Source organism: Streptomyces antibioticus, from assembly GCF_002019855.1.
Taxonomy (GTDB): Bacteria; Actinomycetota; Actinomycetes; order Streptomycetales; family Streptomycetaceae; genus Streptomyces; species Streptomyces antibioticus_B.
Window position 1 is genome coordinate 1,902,069 of the sequence record NZ_CM007717.1, and the last position, 19,004, is coordinate 1,921,072.

Annotated in this window: 17 protein-coding genes; 4 read left to right on the forward strand and 13 right to left on the reverse strand. The window is 69.2% G+C overall.

Annotated features, from left to right (window positions below; all coding sequences use genetic code 11):
- Positions 1–10 precede the first annotated feature (10 nt).
- The 3 genes from AFM16_RS08455 to AFM16_RS08465 all read right to left on the reverse strand — a co-directional run bounded on the left by AFM16_RS08455 (position 11) and on the right by AFM16_RS08465 (position 3,503).
- Entirely contained in the window at positions 11–643 is a 633-nt protein-coding gene (locus AFM16_RS08455) for a matrixin family metalloprotease (RefSeq protein ID WP_167797164.1), read from the reverse strand.
- A gap of 220 nt (positions 644–863) precedes the next feature.
- Complete coding sequence (pafA, locus tag AFM16_RS08460) at positions 864–2,225, reverse strand: Pup--protein ligase (RefSeq protein ID WP_030795508.1); 1,362 nt, start codon at positions 2,223–2,225, stop codon at positions 864–866.
- Between the two features lie 9 nt (positions 2,226–2,234).
- Complete coding sequence (locus AFM16_RS08465; RefSeq protein WP_030795506.1) at positions 2,235–3,503, reverse strand: MFS transporter; 1,269 nt, start codon at positions 3,501–3,503, stop codon at positions 2,235–2,237.
- Between the two features lie 120 nt (positions 3,504–3,623).
- Here AFM16_RS08465 and AFM16_RS08470 point away from each other — a divergent pair, with 120 nt between their 5' ends.
- A complete protein-coding gene (locus AFM16_RS08470) occupies positions 3,624–4,637 on the forward strand; it encodes a LacI family DNA-binding transcriptional regulator (RefSeq protein ID WP_030795504.1) in 1,014 nt (337 codons plus the stop codon).
- 106 nt (positions 4,638–4,743) lie between these two features.
- Here the strand turns inward: AFM16_RS08470 and prcA are convergent, their stop codons facing one another.
- From prcA to arc, 6 genes are all read right to left on the reverse strand, one after another.
- Positions 4,744–5,496, reverse strand: coding sequence for a proteasome subunit alpha (prcA, locus tag AFM16_RS08475; protein ID WP_030795500.1), 753 nt, complete (start codon positions 5,494–5,496; stop codon positions 4,744–4,746).
- Positions 5,497–5,557: 61 nt separating this feature from the next.
- Positions 5,558–6,403 (reverse strand): proteasome subunit beta, encoded by an 846-nt coding sequence (gene prcB, locus AFM16_RS08480; RefSeq protein WP_030795498.1) that lies wholly within the window; start codon positions 6,401–6,403, stop codon positions 5,558–5,560.
- Positions 6,355–6,960, reverse strand: a complete 606-nt coding sequence (locus tag AFM16_RS08485) for an endonuclease VII domain-containing protein (RefSeq protein WP_078632940.1) — start codon at positions 6,958–6,960, stop codon at positions 6,355–6,357. The genes prcB and AFM16_RS08485 overlap by 49 nt, the downstream gene beginning before the upstream one ends.
- Positions 6,961–7,008: 48 nt before the next feature.
- On the reverse strand, positions 7,009–7,227 hold the full coding sequence (locus AFM16_RS08490; RefSeq protein WP_030795495.1) for a ubiquitin-like protein Pup: 219 nt from the start codon (positions 7,225–7,227) through the stop codon (positions 7,009–7,011).
- Between the two features lie 189 nt (positions 7,228–7,416).
- Complete coding sequence (gene dop / locus AFM16_RS08495; RefSeq protein ID WP_348634569.1) at positions 7,417–8,928, reverse strand: depupylase/deamidase Dop; 1,512 nt, start codon at positions 8,926–8,928, stop codon at positions 7,417–7,419.
- Positions 8,929–9,163: 235 nt separating this feature from the next.
- Positions 9,164–10,930 (reverse strand): proteasome ATPase, encoded by a 1,767-nt coding sequence (gene arc, locus AFM16_RS08500; RefSeq protein WP_030795489.1) that lies wholly within the window; start codon positions 10,928–10,930, stop codon positions 9,164–9,166.
- Between the two features lie 253 nt (positions 10,931–11,183).
- Here arc and AFM16_RS08510 point away from each other — a divergent pair, with 253 nt between their 5' ends.
- On the forward strand, positions 11,184–11,489 hold the full coding sequence (locus tag AFM16_RS08510; protein ID WP_030795487.1) for a ferredoxin: 306 nt from the start codon (positions 11,184–11,186) through the stop codon (positions 11,487–11,489).
- A gap of 58 nt (positions 11,490–11,547) precedes the next feature.
- Here the strand turns inward: AFM16_RS08510 and AFM16_RS08515 are convergent, their stop codons facing one another.
- The 3 genes from AFM16_RS08515 to AFM16_RS08525 form a co-directional block, all read right to left on the reverse strand.
- The gene (locus AFM16_RS08515) at positions 11,548–12,129 is read right to left on the reverse strand and encodes a hypothetical protein (RefSeq protein WP_078632942.1); all 582 of its coding nucleotides are present in this window, start codon (positions 12,127–12,129) and stop codon (positions 11,548–11,550) included.
- Positions 12,130–12,370: 241 nt separating this feature from the next.
- Complete coding sequence (locus tag AFM16_RS08520; RefSeq protein ID WP_078632943.1) at positions 12,371–13,273, reverse strand: tRNA (adenine-N1)-methyltransferase; 903 nt, start codon at positions 13,271–13,273, stop codon at positions 12,371–12,373.
- 58 nt (positions 13,274–13,331) lie between these two features.
- Entirely contained in the window at positions 13,332–15,212 is a 1,881-nt protein-coding gene (locus AFM16_RS08525; RefSeq protein WP_370628135.1) for a site-2 protease family protein, read from the reverse strand.
- Positions 15,213–15,680: 468 nt separating this feature from the next.
- On the opposite strand from AFM16_RS08525, the gene AFM16_RS08530 reads away from it, so the two are divergent.
- A complete protein-coding gene (locus AFM16_RS08530) occupies positions 15,681–16,601 on the forward strand; it encodes a RecB family exonuclease (RefSeq protein WP_030795479.1) in 921 nt (306 codons plus the stop codon).
- Between the two features lie 14 nt (positions 16,602–16,615).
- Complete coding sequence (locus AFM16_RS08535) at positions 16,616–17,287, forward strand: response regulator (RefSeq protein ID WP_030795478.1); 672 nt, start codon at positions 16,616–16,618, stop codon at positions 17,285–17,287.
- Between the two features lie 74 nt (positions 17,288–17,361).
- Here the strand turns inward: AFM16_RS08535 and AFM16_RS08540 are convergent, their stop codons facing one another.
- On the reverse strand, positions 17,362–18,945 hold the full coding sequence (locus AFM16_RS08540) for an ABC transporter substrate-binding protein (protein ID WP_078632944.1): 1,584 nt from the start codon (positions 18,943–18,945) through the stop codon (positions 17,362–17,364).
- Positions 18,946–19,004 lie beyond the last annotated feature (59 nt).

Here is a 19,004-nt window from a genome sequence, read left to right on the forward strand (position 1 = left end):
TCTCCCCCGTTCAGTAGATGGCCGTGACGCCGGCGATGTCGTCGCTGTTCAGCGAGCGCCGGGTACCGGTGTTGATCGCCGTCATGACGGACTTCTTCTCGGCGTCGGTGTACGCCGTGCCGTCGGTGCAGTGCGGCGACCAGGGGTGGGCGAGTCCGGTGAAGTGACCGATCTCGTGCACGGCGACCGTCTGCACGTCCGCCTTGCCGGCGTTGATGTCCTGGCTGCCGTTGACCCAGGTGAACCGGTTGGACAGGTACAGCGTTCCGCCGCTGTGGGTGCTGCCGGACCGCTGGGCGGCGGCGTAGCCGGGCGCGCTGCCCATGAGGCTGGTGTAGCTGTAGGACGCGCGCCAGGCGTAGATCTGCCAGCCGCTGGTGTAGACGGGCGCGTTGTAGCGCAACGCGGAACCGCTGCGGTTCCACTGCGCCAGCCCGCCGCTGAGCCCGCTCCTCAGCCCGCTGGGGAACGTGGTGTTGGCGCCGATGGTCTTCGCGTTGGCGGTGCTGTTCCACTTCGTCATGCCGGTACGGCAGTACGCCTCGGCGGGCGAGGCGGTCACTCCCACCAGCGCGGTCGCGGCGACGAGTCCCGCCGTCCCGAGGACGGCCGCCGTACGGGCATGTGTCGTGACAGATCGCACAATGAGCCCCCGTTGTGTGTCGGTGCTTCTGACGTCCCCCGTCGGGACATCACAGCGAGCCGTCAGCCCGGTCATGGCCATGACGACTGGCCAGAAATTAACACCAACTCGCCCCGCCTGCACCCGAATCGACAGGGACGCGCAGAAAAGCCCGGTGCCCGGAGGCGACGAACACCTCCGGGCACCGGGCCGGCACCGACTCACACACGCACCCGCCGGCTCACATACCGGCGATCAGCTTCTCCACCCGGTCGTCCACCGAACGGAACGGGTCCTTGCACAACACGGTGCGCTGCGCCTGGTCGTTGAGCTTCAGATGCACCCAGTCCACCGTGAAGTCCCGGCGCTGCTCCTGCGCCCGGCGGATGAAGTCCCCGCGCAACCGCGCCCGCGTCGTCTGCGGGGGCACCGACTTGCCCTCGAAGATCTTCAGGTCGTTGCAGATCCGGGTCGCCTGCCCCTTGCGCTCCAGCAGGTAGTACAAGCCACGACGACGGTGGATGTCGTGGTAGGCGAGGTCTATCTGCGCCACCCGCGGATGCGACATCGTCATGTTGTGCTTGGCCCGGTACCGCTCGATGAGCTTGTACTTCATCACCCAGTCGATCTCGGTGCCGATCCGGTCGAGATCCTCCGCCTCGATCGCGTCCAGCGTCCGGCCCCACAGCTCCAGGACCTGATCGACCGTCCCCGTACGGATCCCGCGGCGCTCCACGAAGTCCACGGCCTTCTCGTAGTACTCGCGCTGCACCTCCAGCGCCGACGCCTCACGGCCACTGGCCAGCCGCACCTTGCGCCGGCCCGTGATGTCATGGCTGACCTCACGGATCGCCCGGATCGGGTTCTCCAGCGTCAGATCACGCATCACCGTGCCCGCCTCGATCATGCGCAGCACCAGATCGGTCGCACCGACCTTGAGCAGCATGGTCGTCTCGGACATGTTCGAGTCCCCGACGATGACATGCAGCCGCCGGTACCGCTCGGCGTCCGCGTGCGGCTCGTCACGGGTGTTGATGATGGGTCGCGAGCGGGTCGTCGCCGAGGAGACGCCCTCCCAGATGTGCTCGGCGCGCTGGCTGACGCAGTAGACGGCCCCACGAGGCGTCTGGAGCACCTTGCCCGCGCCGCACAGAAGCTGCCGGGTCACCAGGAACGGGATCAGGATGTCCGCGAGCCGGGAGAACTCCCCGTGCCGGGCCACCAGGTAGTTCTCGTGGCAACCATAAGAGTTGCCCGCCGAGTCGGTGTTGTTCTTGAAGAGGTAGACGTCGCCCGCGATTCCTTCCTCGTGCAGGCGTCGTTCCGCGTCCACCAGGAGTCCTTCGAGAATGCGCTCGCCGGCCTTGTCGTGGGTGACCAGTTCGGTCACATTGTCACATTCCGGTGTCGCGTATTCCGGATGCGAACCCACGTCGAGATACAGGCGGGCGCCGTTCCGCAGAAAGACATTGCTGCTACGGCCCCATGACACGACACGGCGGAAGAGGTACCGCGCCACCTCGTCAGGCGACAGGCGGCGCTGTCCCCTGAACGTGCACGTGACGCCGTACTCGTTCTCCAGCCCGAAAATGCGGCGGTCCATGACTGAACATTACGCCCGATCCCCTGAACTGAAACGGGGTTCGACAGCACGGTTTGGATCATTTTCCGATGAAGCCGCAACGACCCCGCTTTCCACGGGCACCCCCAGTACCCTGCCCGTGACCAGCAAAACCACCAAAGCCACCGCACCCGCGGCACCCGGCAGAGCGAACCCCCACCGCGCCCCGCCCGCCTCGACCACCGGACCCGCCAGAGCGGTCCCGACCGACGCCCCCACCGTGAACATCGTCACCAGCCACGAGAACGCCTCCGTCACCGTCCCCCGCGGAGCGTGCCGGTCCACGATCACGAACGCACACGCCAGCACCGGCGCCAGGAACACCCCCGCCAGCACCGCCAACACCACCATCGCCACCGCACCCGGCATCAGCGTCAACGGCAGATAACACACCGCCAGAAACGCCACCAGCACCCGCAGCCGCCGCTCCGGCGCCCCGCTCCACCGCCGCGCCCCGTACCCCACACCGCCCAGCAGCGCGCCCAGACCCAGCGCCGCCATCAGCCAGCCGTACACCACATCACCGCCATGAGCGTCCGCGTACGGCACCGCAGCCACCGTGATCGACCCCATCGCGATCCCCACCCACAGCAACGCACCCAACAGCACCAGCAACCCCGGCGACCGCAACGCCCCCAGCCAGTGCGCCTCCCGCGGCGCCGACCGCCACGCCCGCGACGGCGCCGACACCACCACCGACAACGCCCCCAGCACCCCCACCCCGTTCAGCACCAGCAACGCCGCCCGCTCCGACCCCAGCGCCACGCACAACGTCACCAGCAGCGGCCCCACCGTGAACATGACCTCCTGCGCCACCGCGTCCATCGAATACGCCGTGTGCACCTGATCCTCCCGGCGCAGCACCGACGGCCACAACGCCCGCAGACCGCCCTCCAACGGCGGCGTGAACAACCCCGCCGCCCCCACCGCCGCATACGCCAGCAGCAGCGGATCCAGCCCCGTGAACGCGAACACCGCCATCGCCAGCGCCGACACCACCGCCGCCGGCAACTGCACCCGCGGCTGCCCGCACAGATCCACCAGCCGGCCCAGCAACGGCTGCCCCACCGCGTTCGCCACGCCGTACACCGCCACCAGCGCCCCGCCCAGGCTGTACGTACCGCCCTCGGCCCGCACGAACAGCATGATCGCGATCGCCGACGTCGCGTTCGGCAGCCGGCCCACCAGCGTCCCGCCCAGCAGCCGCGCGGCATGCCGCGCCCTCAGGATCTCCCCGTACCCCGCGAAACCAGCGGCCACCGGCCCGCCTCCGTCGGCTCGCCCGGGACGGCGGACCGACCCGGGGTTTTACGTATAACGTCTCTTGCCATACGTACCATGTGCGCTGTTCACCAGTCCAGACGAAGGAGCAGCACCCCGGTGGCCCGAGGCACCCGACCCACCAGCCGCGACGTCGCCCAGGCCGCCGGCGTCTCCCAGGCCGCCGTCTCCCTCGTCCTCGGCGACAAATGGCGCGGCCGCGTCTCCGAGACCACCGCACAACGCGTCCGCGACGCCGCCCGCGACCTCGGCTACCGCCCCAACCTCGCCGCCCGCAACCTCCGCCTCGGCCACACCCGCACCGTCCTCCTCGTCGTCCCCGCCCTCACCACCGAATTCTTCGCCGGCGTCTACACCGGCGCCGCCCGCGTCGCCGCCGCCCACGGCTTCGGCGTCGTCCTCTACCCCTCCCCCGAAGGCGTCGGCCCCGCCCGCGACCCCTTCGCCTCCGCCCAGGCCGCCCTCGACGGCGTCATCGCCTCCTCCATGGCCGCCGACGCCCTCACCGCCATCCGCGGCGACCAGCTCCCCCTCGTCATGCTCGACAGCGACCCCACCGGCAGCCTCGGCGCCGCCACCGTCAACCTCGACATCACCGACGGCATCCGCCAGATCACCGACCACCTCCTCGGCCTCGGCCACCGCCACTTCCTCCACCTCGCCGCCGACATCCCCTCCTGGACCTTCCACGTCCGCGCCCACGAACTCGCCCGCCGCCTCACCGCCGTCCCCGGCACCACCCTGCGCACCGCCCCCGCCGCCATCACCATCGACGACGCCCGACGCGCCGCCGAAACCGCCCTCACCACACCGGGACCCCGCCCCACCGCCATCGTCTGCGACGACGACAAACTCGCCGCCGGCGCCTACAAAGCCCTCCGCCGCCTCGGCCTGCGCGTCCCCGACGACCTCTCCGTCACCGGCCTCGACGACCTCGCCCTCGCCACCGCCCTCGACCCCGAACTCACCACCGTCCGACTCGACGCCGAACAATTCGGCGAACGCGGCATGCACGCCCTCCTCGCCGTCCTGGACGGCCGCGAACCCGACGCCGGAGACATCCCCGTCGAACTCGTCGTCCGAGGCTCCACAGCCCCGCCCAGCGCCCCCTGAGGCGCGAGCGGCCCCGGAAACGCCCCGTGCCCCGGCCGACGAACGACCGAGGCACAGGACACACCAGACAAACACTCAACAACAGGACACGACGGCCCCCGCCGCGTCACTCCTCGCCGGAACCCTCCTCCTCGGCGCTCTCCGCCTCCGACTCGGCACCCCCCACGGCCAGCAACCGCGACAACTGCGGACCCACGATCCGCTTGAACTTCCGCGACTGCGGACGCGTCCGGTCCAGCACCGCCACCTCCAGCCGCTCCGCGGGAATCTCCCGCTGCGTACCGTTGGTGTCCCGCGACAACGCCTGCACCGCCAGCTTCAACGCCTCCGCCAACGTCATACCGTCCTGATGACGCTGATCCAGATAGCTGCTGATCTGCTCCGCGTTACCACCGACCGCCACCGAACCGTGCTCGTCCACGATCGAACCGTCGTGCGGCAGCCGATAGATCTGATCCCCGTCCGGCGTGGCACCCACCTCGGCCACCACCAGCTCCACCTCGTACGGCTTCTCACCCGCCGACGAGAAGATCGTCCCCAGCGTCTGCGCGTACACGTTCGCCAGACCCCGCGCGGTCACATCGTCCCGGTCATAGGTGTAACCCCGCAGATCGGCGTACCGGACACCACCGATCCGAAGATTCTCGTACTCGTTGTACTTACCGGCGGCCGCGAAACCGATCCGGTCATAGATCTCACTGAACTTGTGCAACGCACGGGACGGGTTCTCGCCCACGAACACAATGCCGTCGGCGTACTGGAGAACCACCAGACTGCGGCCACGAGCGATGCCCTTGCGCGCATACTCCGCGCGATCCGCCATCGCCTGCTGAGGAGAGACATAGAACGGAGTCGACACCGGTTATCCGTCCCTTTCTGTCGAAGTCACTGGATCACCTGCGATGAGAAACGGCCCCGCCCTACAGCAGAGCGGCACGCGGCCCGTCCGGCTGCTCCAGCCGACGCGCAAGGATGGCGCGGGCGATCTCGGAGGACTCCTCCTCCGTCAGCCTACGGAAACCACTCTCGGTGATCACCGTGACGATCGGATAGATCCGGCGCGCGACATCCGGACCACCCGTCGCCGAATCGTCGTCCGCCGCGTCGTACAGAGCCTGCACCACCAACGTGGTCGCCTGCTCCTCGGTCAGAGCGTCATGGAACAGCTTCTTCATCGCACCCCGCGCGAACACCGAGCCCGAACCCGTCGCCGCGAAGTTGTGCTCCTCCGAACGACCGCCCGTCACGTCGTACGAGAAGATCCGCCCCTTGCCACGGTCCACATCGAACCCCGCGAACAACGGCACCACCGCCAACCCCTGCATCGCCATGCCCAGGTTGGAACGGATCATCGTCGACAGCCGGTTCGCCTTGCCCTCCAGCGAGAGCTGCGCCCCCTCGACCTTCTCGAAGTGCTCCAGCTCCAACTGGAACAGCTTCACCATCTCGACGGCGAGACCCGCCGTGCCGGCGATACCGACGGCCGAGTACTCGTCCGCCGGGAACACCTTCTCGATGTCCCGCTGCGCGATGACATTGCCCATGGTCGCCCGCCGGTCACCGGCGAGCACCACACCGCCCGGGAACGTCACACCGACGATGGTCGTCCCGTGCGGCGCCTCGATCACACCCTGCGTACGGGGCAACTGCCGGTTGCCCGGCAGCATCTCGGGCTGATGCTCGGAGAGAAAGTCCATGAACGAGGACGACCCAGGCGTCAGGAAGGCAGCCGGTAGACGCCCGGTGCTACGAGTGTTGGCTTCCACGCGTTTCCTTCCACGTATGTCGCAGCCCGCCTTATGGCATCGGGCCGATCCTTGAACTGCCCCAGTGCGGCATTGCAGCTGAAGCACAGTACGCCTCGGACCCTACCCGTCTGATGGCAGTGATCCACATGTTCGGCCGGAGCGGCCAGACATATACAGCAGACGCCGCCCTGAGAGGCGATCAATTCGTCGCGCTGGGCTTCGGTGATGCCGTACTGGCGCATCAGATGATCCCGCCGCCCCCGCTCGGCCCGGCACGCCTTGCACCGCGTCGACAGTCCGTCCGAAGCGGTCGCGTTGCGGTGCCAGGCGTCGTGCGGCTTGATCTCTCCGCAGGTCCGGCAGAGCTTGTGGCCCGCCGGGACGTCCACCTTCTCCCGGACCTTCTTCCCCAGGGCCTCCCGGCGCCGCCGGTAGTGCGCGGCGCTGTACTCCGCCACGCACTCCCGGCAGTGCACCTGGAGGCCGTCCCGCCGGTTCCGGTCGCGCGCGAACGCCGCAGGCGGCAGGTCCCGCTCGCATTTCCGGCAGTGCTTCGCGTCCGGCTCGTCCGTCACCCTTACCCCCGCACCTTCATTTCGAAGGCGAAAGCGACCTACTAGTCCCTACTCGCCACCTTTTTGCACGAAGGACCTCACGAAATCCTCGGCGTTCTCTTCGAGTACATCGTCAATTTCGTCAAGAACGGAGTCCACGTCGTCGCTCAGCTTTTCCTGGCGCTCCTTGAGGTCTTCGGAGCCCTGTGCCTCGGTCGTCTGCTCCTCGGTCTCTTCCGTGGAGCGCGTGGCCTTCTGCTGTCCGCCGCCGGTGTCCTTGGTCGCCATAACCTTCACCCCGCTCAGTTCGCCCGACATGGTCGACAGGTCGGCATTCCTGCCGATCGGTGATGATCAGACCCTACAAGGCGGGTCCGACATCGGCCCCGCAGTTGTTCCAACGTACGAGGGCCATCTCGATGATTCCCTCGCGGCGGGGTTTCCACCCTGTCCGCAAGGGTGCGTGCTGTGGCTCGTTCAGCCGCCCGACAGGACCCTGACCAGGTCTTCTGCCGTGCGGCAGCGGTCCAGGAGCGCCTTGACGTGATTTCGCGTTCCGCGAAGCGGTTCGAGGGTTGGGACGCGCTGGAGGCTGTCGCGGCCGGGGAGGTCGAAGATGACCGAGTCCCAGGAGGCCGCGGCGACGTCGTCGGCGTACTGCTCCAGGCAGCGGCCGCGGAAGTAGGCGCGGGTGTCCTCCGGGGGCTTGGACCGGGCGCGCTCGACCTCGGTCTCGTCGAGGAGCCGCTTGATGCGGCCGCGGGCCACGAGGCGGTTGTAGAGGCCCTTCTCGGCGCGTACGTCGGCGTACTGGAGGTCGACGAGGTGGAGGCGTGCGGCGTCCCAGTCGAGGTCGTCGCGGCGCCGGTAGCCCTCCATGAGTTCGCGTTTGGCGACCCAGTCGAGTTCGCCGGCGAGGCTCATGGGGTCGTTCTCGAGGCGGGTGAGGGTGTCTTCCCAGCGGGCGAGGACGTCCTTGGTCTGGTCGTCGGCGTCGTCGCCGAAGCGTTCCTCGACGTATTTGCGGGAGAGTTCGTAGTACTCCATCTGGAGTTGTACGGCGGTGAGGGTGCGGCCGCTGCGCAGGGTGACGAGGCGCTTGAGCGAGGGGTCGTGGGAGACCTGGTGGAGGGTGCGTACGGGCTGGTCGACGGCGAGGTCGACGGCGATAAAACCGTCCTCGATCATGGAGAGGACCAGGGCCGTGGTGCCGAGTTTGAGGTAGGTGGAGATCTCGGAGAGGTTGGCGTCGCCGATGATCACGTGGAGGCGGCGGTACTTCTCGGCGTCGGCGTGGGGTTCGTCGCGGGTGTTGATGATGGGGCGCTTGAGGGTGGTCTCGAGGCCGACCTCGACTTCGAAGTAGTCGGCGCGCTGGCTGAGCTGGAAGCCGTGTTCGTGGCCGTCCTGGCCGATGCCGACGCGTCCGGCGCCGGCGAAGACCTGGCGGGAGACGAAGAAGGGGGTCAGGTGGCGCACGATGTCGGAGAAGGCGGTTTCCCGCTTCATGAGGTAGTTCTCGTGCGTGCCGTAGGAGGCGCCCTTGTTGTCGGTGTTGTTCTTGTAGAGGTGGATGGGCTGGGCGCCGGGGAGCTGGGCGGCTCGTTCGGCGGCTTCGGCCATGATGCGTTCGCCGGCCTTGTCCCAGAGGACGGCGTCGCGGGGGTTGGTGACTTCGGGGGCGCTGTATTCGGGGTGTGCGTGGTCGACGTAGAGGCGGGCGCCGTTGGTGAGGATGACGTTGGCGAGGCCGATGTCCTCGTCGGTGAGCTGGCTGGAGTCGGCGGCCTCGCGGGCGAGGTCGAAGCCTCGTGCGTCCCGTAGCGGGTTCTCTTCCTCGAAGTCCCAGCGGGCCCGGCGGGCCCGGTGCATCGCCGCCGCGTAGGCGTTGACGATCTGGGACGAGGTGAGCATGGCATTGGCATTGGGGTGGCCGGGGACGGAGATTCCGTACTCCGTCTCGATGCCCATTACTCGCCGTACGGTCATGCGGCCCTCCTTGCCCGGCGGCACCCTCGGTCGTGGGCGCCGCTCAGATACCGGTGGTGCTCCGGTGCGTGTGCGGTGCCCGTCCCCGCGACTAGCGACCCGGCGGTACGGAAGAGCCTAGAACGCCTCTGCGCTGGTGGGGAGATCATTTGCGTCATTGCCTTGGTCCAGCGGTGGCCTGAAAAGCGGGCGGCTGCGGGTGCCCGGTGTGGGCATCCGCAGCCGCCCCTGTTTTTTACAGGTACTGTCCGGTGTTCGCCACCGTGTCGATGGAGCGGCCGGTGTCGGCGCCCTGCTTTCCGGTGATGAGGGTGCGGATGTAGACGATCCGTTCGCCCTTCTTTCCGGAGATGCGGGCCCAGTCGTCGGGGTTGGTGGTGTTGGGGAGGTCCTCGTTCTCCTTGAACTCGTCCACGCATGCCTGGAGGAGGTGGGAGACGCGGAGGCCCTTCTGGTTCTTTTCGAGGAAGTCCTTGATCGCCATTTTCTTGGCGCGGCCCACGATGTTTTCGATCATGGCGCCGGAGTTGAAGTCCTTGAAGTAGAGGACTTCCTTGTCGCCGTTGGCGTAGGTGACTTCCAGGAAGCGGTTTTCCTCGGATTCGGCGTACATGTGTTCCACGGCCGTCTGGATCATGCTCTGGACGGTGGTGGTCTTGTCGTCGCCGTGTTCGCCGAGGTCGTCGGAGTGCAGCGGGAGGCGTTCGGTGAGGTACTTGCCGAAGATGTCCTTGGCCGCTTCGGCGTCCGGGCGCTCGATCTTGATCTTCACGTCGAGGCGGCCGGGGCGCAGGATGGCGGGGTCGATCATGTCCTCGCGGTTGGAGGCGCCGATGACGACCACGTTCTGCAGGCCCTCGACGCCGTCGATCTCGGCGAGGAGCTGGGGGACGATGGTGTTCTCCACGTCCGAGCTGACGCCGGAGCCGCGGGTGCGGAAGAGGGATTCCATCTCGTCGAAGAAGACGATGACGGGGGTGCCCTCGCTGGCCTTTTCGCGGGCTCGCTGGAAGACGAGGCGGATCTGGCGTTCGGTCTCGCCGACGTATTTGTTGAGGAGCTCGGGGCCCTTGATGTTGAGGAAGAAGCTCTTGCCCTGGGCCTGGCCGGTGACTTCGGCGACCTTCTTGGCCAGCGAGTTGGCGACGGCCTTGGCGATGAGCGTCTTGCCGCATCCGGGGGGCCCGTACAGCAGGACGCCCTTGGGCGGCCGCAGTTCGTGCTCCTTGAACAGGTCGGGGTAGAGGTAGGGGAGCTCGACGGCGTCGCGGATGGCTTCGATCTGGCCGCCGAGGCCGCCGATCTGTTCGTAGCCGATGTCCGGGACTTCTTCGAGGACGAGCTCTTCGACCTCGCTCTTGGGGACGATCTCGTAGACGTACCCGGAGCGGGGTTCGAGCAGGAGGGCGTCGCCGGGGCGGATGGTGACGTCCAGCAGCGGCTCGGCGAGCCTGACCACCCGTTCCTCGTCGGTGTGCCCGACGACCAGGGCGCGCTCGCCGTCCTCGAGGATCTCCTTGAGGGTGACGATGTCCCCGACCCGCTCGTACTCCATGGCCTCGACCACGTTGAGCGCTTCGTTGAGCATCACTTCCTGGCCGCGTCGTAGCTCTTCGAGCTCGACGCCGGGGCTGACGTTCACGCGGAGTTTGCGGCCTCCGGTGAAGATGTCGGCCGTGCCGTCCTCGTTCGCCGTGAGGAAGACACCGAAGCCGGCCGGCGGCTGGGCGAGCCGGTCGACTTCTTCCTTGAGGGCCACGATCTGGTCGCGGGCCTCACGGAGCGTGTTCGCGAGTCGTTCGTTCTGGGCGGACACGCCGGCCAGGTTGGTCTGTAGCTCGACGATCCGCTCTTCGAGAATCCTCGTGTGCCGCGGAGAGTCGGCGAGCTTGCGTCGCAGGACGGCGATCTCCTGCTCAAGGTAGGCAATCTGCCCGGCGGGGTCGTCGGACCCTCGTCCCGGGCGGATGCCGCGGTTCATGTCGTCGTCGTGGGCTGCCACGGTCCTCACCTCCTCCAAGGGGAGCTGGACGCTTCCAGACCCTACCTGGGTGGGTGTCGATTGAAACCCCTAGATCACAAAGACTGTAGGGGTGTGTCCGATCTTCACCCTTGCGCTCTCCCTCACGCCAGGGGAATACCCACCGAACATGATTGGAAAGCGGCCGGGGGTAGGGTCGAAGTGTTCAACACCCGTCAGAGCCTGCATCGTTCCCGTGCGGCTCGGCAACTATCGGCAACTATCGGCAGGAGAGATGGGCGTGCAGCAGGAGGCCGGGGCCGGCGGTGAGGCGCTGGAGGTCTGGATCGACCAGGATCTCTGTACCGGTGACGGTATCTGCGCGCAGTACGCGCCCGAGGTGTTCGAGCTGGACATCGACGGGCTGGCGTATGTGAAGAGCCCGCAGGACGAGCTGCTTCAGGACAAGGGGGCGACGGCTCCGGTGCCGTTGCCGCTGCTGACGGACGTGGTGGATTCGGCGCGGGAGTGTCCGGGTGACTGTATCCATGTGCGTCGCGTTTCGGACAGGGTCGAGGTGTACGGCCCGGACGCGGAGTGAGCGTGCGGGTACGCCTCGTGACGGTTGTCTGATTTCTCACAACCGCGGGTGGCCGGTTTCAGGCGCTGCGGGCGCCGGCGGGTGTCGAGCGGACGAACACGCCGTCCTTCCACTGCCACTTGGCGGTGTCCTTGAGGTCGGGGCAGCAACTGGGCACGTCTGACGACGAGTAGCCGAGGTAGGTCGCGAGGACGGCACCGTCGGTGACGGTGAGGCTCGTGACGGTGGTGCGGTCCTTCGGGTCGACGAGGGTGGCGACGACGCGCGCGTGGGTCTGTGTGGGGCCCTGGGTGAGGACGTAGACGCCGTCGGGCGGGGTGCCCATGGGGGCGTCGCAGTGGACGGCGGCGACGGTTTCGGGTCTGCCGTCGCCGTCGAGGTCGCCGCTCGCCTTGTGGATGACGAGTTCGTCGACGGGGCCGCAGTCGAGGGGGAAGTCGATCCCGGTGGTGGCGGGGGCGGTGGCTGCCGGCCGGTCGTCCGGGGTGCCGGTTCCGGTGCCGGGCTGGGCGGCGGTGGCCGGTCTCGGCTGGAGCAGCGAGGAGAGGACGACGACGCCCGCCACGGCGGTGGCGGTGGCGACCCAGTGGATGGGCCGGGTGTGGCTGTGGGCCAGTTCCGGTACGGCGGACTGCTGCACTAGGAGCGTCTCCTGGGGTGGCTGTGCCGGTGGGGGTGGAGTGGCCAGCATCGTGCCATACGTCACAGGGCGGCGGAACGGCGGGGGTGCGGGATTTCGGACGGGTGTGCCGGGGGTGAGTCCGGGCGGTCCGGGCGGTCCGTGCCGGTCGGGGTGAACGTGAGGGCGCCGTGCCCGAGTTCCCGGGTGGTGCGGGGAACTCGGGCACGGCGCCCTGTCGTTGGAGGGGGTGCGGGCCGGGTCAGCGGCCGGTGCCGCCGTCGGCGTTGGGGCCGGCGTAGTCCTCGCCGTAGGCGCCCTTGGCGGGGCGGCGTCGGCGCATGGGCGGTTCGACGCCGTCCGCGAGGCGGCGGGCGGTGAGGAGGAAGCCGGTGTGGCCGATCATGCGGTGGTCGGGGCGGACGGCGAGGCCCTCGATGTGCCAGTTGCGGATCATCGTCTCCCAGGCGGTCGGCTCGTTGAAGCTGCCGATCTCGCGGATGGACTCGACGGTCCGGGCGAGCTGGGTGGTGGTGGCGACGTAGCAGCACAGGATGCCGCCGGGGACGAGTGCCTTGGAGACGGCTTCCAGGCATTCCCAGGGGGCGAGCATGTCGAGGATGACGCGGTCGACGTCGGTGTCGCTGAGGTTGTCCTGGAGGTCGCCGACGGTGAGCTGCCAGGCGGGGTGGGGGCCGCCGAAGTAGCGCTCGACGTTCTGCCGGGCGATCTCGGCGAAGTCCTCGCGGCGCTCGTAGGAGTGCAGCATGCCCTGGTCGCCGATGGCGCGCAGCAGGAAGCTGCTGAGCGAGCCGGAGCCGACGCCGGCTTCGACGACGCGGGCGCCGGGGAAGATGTCGGCGAAGGCGAGGATCTGCCCCGCGTCCTTCGGGTAGACGACGGCTGCCCCGCGGGGCATGGACAGGACGTAGTCGGGGAGCAGGGGGCGCAGCGCGAGGTAGGCGACGTTCCCGGTGGTGCGGACAACGCTGCCCTCGGGAGCGCCGATCAGTTCGTCGTGCGGGAAGGAACCCTTGTGGGTGTGGAAGTTCTTCCCGGCTTCGAGCGTGAACGTGTAGTGGCGGCCCTTGGGGTCGGTCAGCTGAACCTGGTCCCCGACCTTGAAGGGCCCGCGCCTGCGGGCGGCACCGGTCGGTTCGGACATGTGACCAGCCTACCGGCGTTTGGCGGGGCCGCCGACCACGGTGGGGCGGGGGTGGTGGTCAGTTGGGGCGGGCCATGGCTTTGACGAAGGCGCGTTCCACGTCGGCGGCGGAGAGGACGCCGTAGATCTCGCCGGTCTCCTCGACGACGAGGTATTCGGTGGCGGGGGTGGCGCGCAGGACGTCGAGGAGGTCTTCGCCGGCGAGTTCGGCGGAGACGCGCATGCCGTCGGTGAGGTCCTGGGCGAGGCCGCTGACGGCGACCCAGGGGCGGCGGTGTTCGGGTACGCCGACGATGGCGGCCTCGCGGACGAGGGAGAGGGGTTCGCCGTGGGCGTCGACGACGACGAGGGCGCGGGCGCCGGCGTCGTTGGCGCGGCGGAGGGCTTCGGAGAGGGGGGTGTGGGTCTCGACGGGGACGGCGCGGCGGGTGAGGGTGCGGGCGCGGAGTTCGGGGAGGTGTTCGCGCAGGCGGGCCATGCGGAGGCTGTTGCCGGCGCCGGTCCAGATGATGGCGGCGAGGATGGCGGCGAGCAGGGCGTCGGTGACGGTGTCCATGCCGACGCTGTCCTCGGCGCCGGCGCCGAGGGCGCCGGACTGGGTGAGGAGGGGCAGTCCGATGAGGACGGAGACGGCGAGGGCGCGGCCGACCCAGGCGGCGGCGACGGTGCCGCTCATGGGTTTGCCGGTGATCTTCCAGACGACGGCGCGGAGCATGCGGCCGCCGTCGAGGGGGAGGCCGGGGAGGAGGTTGAAGACGGCGACGATGAGGTTGGAGATCATCAGGCCGGCCAGCAGGACGCCGGGGACGGTGCCGGGTTCGACGGGCTGCATGGCGAGGTAGAACACGCCGGCGAGGGCGAGGGAGAGCAGGGGGCCGACGAAGGCGAGCCAGAATTCGCGGCCGGGGGTCTCGGCTTCTTTCTCGATCTCGGAGACGCCGCCGAAGAACTGGAGCTGGATGCGGCGGACGGGGAGTTTGAAGCGGAGGGCGGCGACGGTGTGGGCGAGTTCGTGGATGAGGACGGAGGCGTAGAAGGCGACGGCGAAGAAGAGGGAGACGAGGTAGCGGGCGGCGCCGAGTTCGGGCAGCACGCGGTCGAGCTGGCCGCCGAAGACCCAGGTGATCAGCGCGGCGACGAGGAACCAGCTCGGCGCGACGTAGACGGGCACCCCGAAGGGCCGCCCCATGAGCAGCCCCCCACGCGGCTGCTCCGGGGCCCGCCGCGGCGGCCGCCCCTTACCCCGGGCCCGACGCCCCCCGGTGCCCGACGGATCGTGATGCCCGTCGTGGGTGTCGGCGTGGGCCCGGTGCTCGTCGTGCCGGTGCTCGGCGCCGCCCGGCGGCACGGCTGCCGGCTGGTTCGACGGGGTGTCCGGGCCGTGGGGGTGCTGGTCCGCGGTGGCCTCGGAGCGGGGGCCGTGCGGGGGCACGTCCCGGGCACCGGACGACGGCGCGGCGGGGGTCTTGTGCGACGGCACGTTGGGAGCCTCGGCCGGGGTCTCAGCCGAGGTCTTGGCGGCGGGCTCGGTCGGAGTCCCGGACGAAGGCGCGGCCGGACTCTCGGCCCTCGGCCCGGCAGGGGGCTCGACCGATGCCTCTGCGGCGAGGTCGGCGGTGGGCTTGGCTGAGGGATGGGCTGCGGGCTCCGCGGGAGTCCTGGCGGAAGAGGGCTCGGCCGACAGCCCGGCGAGGGGCTCGGACGGCGTCGCGGCGGCGGGCCCGGTCGAGGACCGGGAGCCAGGCTCGGCAGAAGTCTCAGACGAGGGCGCGGCCAGATTTCCGGTGGACGCCTCCGCGGAGGGCTCGGCCGACGTGCTGGCGGGAGTCTCCGCCGGGGTCTCGGCGCGCTGCCCGGCGGCAGGCTCGACCGAAGTTTCGGAGGCAGTACCGGCCGACGGCTTCGCCGAGGGGCGGGCGGCAGGATCAGCGGGGGCCACGGCTGCGGGGCCAGCCGGAGTCCCGGCGGCGGGCTCGGCCGAGTCCTCGGTCGGCGTTGCGGCGGGCTCGGCCGAAGGCTCCGTCACGGGCTCAGTCGGAGGCCCGGTGGTCGGCTCGGCCGAGGGCTCGGTGTGGGTTTCCGTGGGGGGCTCTGGCCAAGGCTCCGTCGGAGTCACAGTGGGGGGCTCTGCTGGGGGGTTCGTCGAGGGTGCGGGTGGGGTGTTGTTGGGCAGAGGGGGGCGTGGGGGCTCGGCCGGGTCTGTGTTGTCCGGCCGCGGCCGCTCGTTCGCGCCGCTTTCCACCACGGTGTCCCCTCGGTCCAAGCGTTTCCGCCCCTGCCGGGCGGAAGGGTCTGTGACCGATGGTATGCGGCCGTCGTGGCACCTTCCGCCCCGGCACCCACAGCGGGGTGCCCGTCGGTGCCGGGGACTGGGTGACTGTCAGTGGTGGGCCGTATGGTCTGAGGCATGGAGAGCAGCAGCGAGGGTGGTGTCGTGGCGGGGCGGGTGCCGGAGCCGGTGGGCGGGGCGCGGGTGGCCATAGCCCCTACCTCGTTGTCGCCGTCGCGGGCCGGGGACTTCATGCAGTGTCCGTTGCTGTACCGGTTCCGGGTGATCGACCGGCTGCCGGAGAAGCCGAGCGCGGCGGCGACGAAGGGCACGCTGGTGCACGCGGTGCTGGAGCGGCTGTTCGACGCCCCGGCGGCGGAGCGGACCGCGCCGCGGGCGAAGGCGCTGATCCCGGGGCAGTGGGACCGGCTGAGGGAGTCGCGGCCGGAGGTGGTGGAGCTGTTCGCCGACGATCCGGAGGGTGAGCGGCTGGCGGGCTGGCTGTCGGAGGCGGAGCGGCTGGTGGAGCGCTGGTTCACGCTGGAGGATCCGACGCGTCTGGAGCCGGCCGAGCGGGAGCTGTTCGTGGAGGCGGAGCTGGAGTCGGGGCTGCGGTTGCGGGGGATCATCGACCGGGTGGACGTGGCGCCGACGGGTGAGGTGCGGATCGTCGACTACAAGACGGGCAAGGCGCCGCGTGCGGAGTACGCGGACGGGGCGTTGTTCCAGATGAAGTTCTACGCGCTGGTGGTGTGGCGGTTGAAGCGGGTGATCCCGCGCCGTCTTCAGCTCGTGTATCTGGGCAGTGGCGATGTGCTGACGTACGACCCGGATCTGGCGGATCTGGAGCGGGTGGAGCGCCGGTTGCTGGCGTTGTGGGAGGCGATCCGGGAGGCGACGGAGACCGGGGAGTGGCGGCCGCGGCCGACGAAGCTGTGCGGCTGGTGTGATCATCAGGCGCACTGTCCGGAGTTCGGTGGTACTCCCCCGCCGTATCCGCTGGCGGTGAGGGCGGCCGCGTCGGAGGCGGATGCGCAGGGCAGAATGGGGCCGGACTAGCGAAGGAGACTTACGTGGCCATCCGTGTCCTACTGGTCGACGACCAGCCGCTGCTGCGCACGGGCTTCCGGATGATTCTGGAGGCGGAGCAGGACATCGCGGTCGTCGGGGAGGCCGGTGACGGGCTTCAGGCCCTGGACCAGGTGCGGGCGCTTCAGCCCGATGTGGTGCTCATGGACATCCGGATGCCCCGGATGGACGGGGTGGAGGCGACCCGGCAGATCTCGGGGCCGGGGCGGGACGGGCCGGCGAAGGTGCTGGTGCTGACGACGTTCGATCTCGACGAGTACGTGGTGGAGGCGTTGCGGGCGGGGGCGAGCGGTTTTCTGCTGAAGGACGCGCCGGCGAACGAACTGGTGCAGGCGATCCGGGTGGTGGCGTCGGGTGAGGCGATGCTGGCGCCGAGCATCACGCGCCGGCTGCTGGACAAGTACGCGACGCATCTGCCGTCGGGTGACGAGCCGGTGCCGAACACGCTGCACACGCTCACGGACCGTGAGGTGGAGGTGCTGAAGCTGGTGGCGCGCGGGTTGTCGAACGCGGAGATCGCCGCGGATCTGTTCGTGAGCGAGACGACGGTGAAGACGCATGTGGGGCATGTGCTGACGAAGCTGGGGCTGCGGGACCGGGTGCAGGCTGCGGTGTACGCGTACGAGAGCGGTCTGGTGCGTCCGGGCGCGCAGTGACGGGCCGGGTGTGAGTACGGCGACGGGCGCCCCCTTCGTGCAAGAGGGGGCGCCCGTCGGTGTTCGGGGGTGGGTCAGCCCTTGCTGAGTTCCCAGAAGCGGAACACGGTCGAGGCGTCGAGGCAGTTCTCCAGGCCGTAGACGTTCTCGCGGGCGACGGCGTACTGCTTGGCCTGCCAGATGGGCAGCAGGGGCAGTTCCTTGGCGACGGTGTCCTGGAGGCTCGCGTAGTCGGTGCCGGTGGCGGAGCGGTCGCTCTGGGCGGCGGTGCGCGGGATCAGGGTGTCGGTGATCTTGTCGTTGGCGTAGTTGTTGCCGAGGACGTTGCCCTCGCCGAAGAAGGGGGCGGTGAAGTTGTCGGCGTCGGGGTAGTCGGGCACCCAGCCCTTGACGTAGACGCCGTACTTGCCGTCGGCGATGTCCTTCTCGTACTGGCCGAAGGGGACGGACTTGACCTTGGCGTCGAACAGGCCGCTGGCGTTGAGCTGTTCGGCGATGGCCTTGAGTTCCTGGTCGGTGGCGGGGCCGTAGCGGGAGGGGGTGGACCACAGGGTGAGGTCGACCTTGCCGGTGATGCCTTCGTCCTGGAGGGCGGCGGCGGCCTTGGCCCGGGAGGGGCGGGCGCCGTAGCGGTCGAAGAAGGCGGTGTTGTGGCCCGCGATCCCGGCCGGGATGATCGAGTAGAGGGGGTCGGCGGTGCCCTGGTGGACGTCGCGGATGAGGGCTTCGCGGTCGACGAGGTGGGCGATGGCGCGGCGGACGCCGAGCTTGCCGGCGACGGGGTCGTCCATGTTGAAGACGAGGTGCTGGACCTCGGCGCTGCTGCCCTCGATGACGTCGACGCCGGAGTCGGTGGTGCTCTCGTCGATGTCGGTGATGTCGCCGGCGCTGAGGCCGCGGTAGGCGATGTCTATCTCGTTGTCGAGGAGGGCCTTTTCGAGGGCCTTCTGGTCGCCGTTGAAGAACGTGAGGGTGACGCCGTTGTTGCGGGGCTTTCCGGCGGAGCCCTTGTAGTGCTCGTTGACGGTGAAGACGGCCTTGTCGTCCTCGAAGGACTCCAGCTTGTAGGGGCCGGAGCCGGTGGCGCCGCCGTCCTCGCGCAGGGCGTCGGCGTCGTACTCCTGGTGGTCGACGATGGCGCCGGCACCGGAGGCGATCTTGCTGGGGAAGGTGGCGTCGGGGACCTTGAGCCGGAAGACGACGGTGGAGTCGTCCGGGGTCTCGACCTTGTCCAGCATGGGGAACATGATGGCGGGGCCGGAGTCGTCGTCGATCTTCAGCATGCGGTCGAAGGAGAACTTGACGTCCTTCGAGGTGAGCGGGTGGCCGTTGCTGAAGGTGAGGCCGTCCTTGAGCGTGCACCGGTACACCGTGGTCCTGGTGTCGGTGAAGGAGCATTCCTCGGCGGCGTCGGGCTCGGGTTCGGTGCCGCCCTTGGGGAAGCTGAGCAGCGACTGGAAGACGTTGTTGAACAACATCCAGGAGCCGGGGTCGTAGCCGGAGGCGGGGTCCGTGGCGAGGACGTCGTCGGACATCCCCAGCACCACGGCGGAGCCGTCGCCGCCGGAGCCCCCGGTCTGGGAGCCGCAGCCGGTCAACAGGCCGGAGGCCAGTCCCGCCACGATCGGCAGGACTGGCCACTGGTTGCGCATGTTCACGAATTACCTTTGTCGTCGGGTCCCGTCATACCGGTCCCGTCGACGCGGGCCCCGGCCGC

Coding starts and splice junctions, on each gene's coding strand:
- pafA (WP_030795508.1), bottom strand. CDS start 2,225: ATGGACCGCCGCATTTTCGGGCTGGAGAACGAGTACGGCGTCACGTGC.
- AFM16_RS08490 (WP_030795495.1), bottom strand. CDS start 7,227: ATGGCGACCAAGGACACCGGCGGCGGACAGCAGAAGGCCACGCGCTCC.
- dop (WP_348634569.1), bottom strand. CDS start 8,928: ATGACCGTACGGCGAGTAATGGGCATCGAGACGGAGTACGGAATCTCC.
- AFM16_RS08510 (WP_030795487.1), top strand. CDS start 11,184: ATGGGCGTGCAGCAGGAGGCCGGGGCCGGCGGTGAGGCGCTGGAGGTC.
- AFM16_RS08520 (WP_078632943.1), bottom strand. CDS start 13,273: ATGTCCGAACCGACCGGTGCCGCCCGCAGGCGCGGGCCCTTCAAGGTC.
- AFM16_RS08530 (WP_030795479.1), top strand. CDS start 15,681: ATGGAGAGCAGCAGCGAGGGTGGTGTCGTGGCGGGGCGGGTGCCGGAG.